This window comes from Endozoicomonas sp. SESOKO4, assembly GCF_024606275.1.
In genome coordinates this window covers 1-1,461 of record NZ_JAHHPS010000202.1, presented here as the reverse complement: position 1 = coordinate 1,461, position 1,461 = coordinate 1, and the positions used below count along the sequence as shown (strand labels likewise).

The window sequence follows — 1,461 nt, the reverse complement described above, 5'->3', positions numbered from 1 at the left end:
CAATGACCTCAATGTTTTGAACTTTCATTCTAAAACCGGTTCTAAGCTTTCAATCCATTTTAAATGCCCTTACCAAGAAGATAAAACTGACTTTGAAGGAACAACCATGGACCCTAAGGACAACCATCCCGGTATTGATGTTTCACTCTCGCCAACAGCACCCAAGCGAGCTCGATTGGAGGAAGCACCAAAGGGTGTCAGTTTGGGCAGGGAGGTTACTGTAAAGGACAAAATTGAAGCAACATTCTTCCATTTGCCCGAAGAGATACATGCCAAAATTATTCGCTATTTGGAATTTCGAGGGGTGACCGCTTTAACAAGGGTATGCAAACAGCTTCACAAGCTTGTAAAAAACGATAAAGCTCTGGAAAGAGCATGGTATCGTCGGCTTCCTTCACCACACCAATATCAACTAAGAACCATTGTTACGACAAAAGATAGTCAACAACTCCGTGACTGGTTGAGGTCGTTTGCGGATATCAGCACTATCGAGTCACTCATAAAACAACAAGGGAATGTTTATTTTCCTGTTCAGTTAGTTTTTACCAACAGCAAACTAATGGCTCAATGTGAAAAATTCAAGCTGGTGGAAAAAACCGGAATTACCCATCTACATAATATCCACACAGCCAGTTTCAGCGCTGATAGTCGCCATGTGGTGACCGCCGGCTATGACAATACAGCGCAAATCACTGGCCAGAAGCCCGATGGATCATGGGCAGGAAAAGCCAACATTTCCCATACTGAGTGGGTCAAATCAGCCACCTTCAGTGCTGATGGTCGTAAAATAGTGACCGGCAGTAAAGATCGCATGGCGAAAATCTGTGTTCAGGAGGACGATGGATCGTGGGAAGTAAAAGCCACCATTCTTCATAATGATTGGGTCTCCTCAGCCACCTTCAGTAGCGATAGCTGCTACGTAGTGACCGCCGGTTGGGATGGCAAGGTGAAAATCTACGGCGAGGGGACCCATGGATCATGGGAAGCAAAATACACCATTGACCACAATGCTATAGTCTCTTCGGCCAGCTTTAGCGCCGACAGGCGTCATTTAGTGATCGTGAGTGAAGATAGAAATGCAACTGTCTACAGTCAGGAGGATGATGGATCATGGAAAGTCAATGCCACCATTTCCCATGACGGGGTAATCCACTCGCACACCCTCAGCACCTGTGGCCGCCGCCTGGTAACCACCAGCGAAGATCACAGAGCAATCATCTATGGCCTGCAGGACAATGGATCATGGGGAGAAATGACCACCATTGTTCATGATGATCAGGTTCACTCAGCCGACTTCAGCGCCGATGGCCGTTATGTGGTGACTATCAGTGATAGCAAAGCAAAAATCCATGGCCTGCAAACCGCTGGGTGGGTAGTGAAAGACATCATTGAACACCAAAAAGAGCTTACCTCCGCCAGCTTCAGCGCCGATAGCCGCCATCTGGTAACGACCAGTGAGGA

At 47.2% G+C, this 1,461-nt stretch carries 1 protein-coding gene; it reads left to right on the top strand.

Features of this window, described 5'->3' with window-relative positions; translation table 11 throughout:
* Positions 1 to 106: 106 nt before the first annotated feature.
* Positions 107 to 1,461, top strand: a 1,355-nt coding sequence (locus KDK16_RS03915) for an F-box/WD40 repeat-containing protein (RefSeq protein ID WP_257274762.1), incomplete at its 3' end; no start/stop codon positions are given.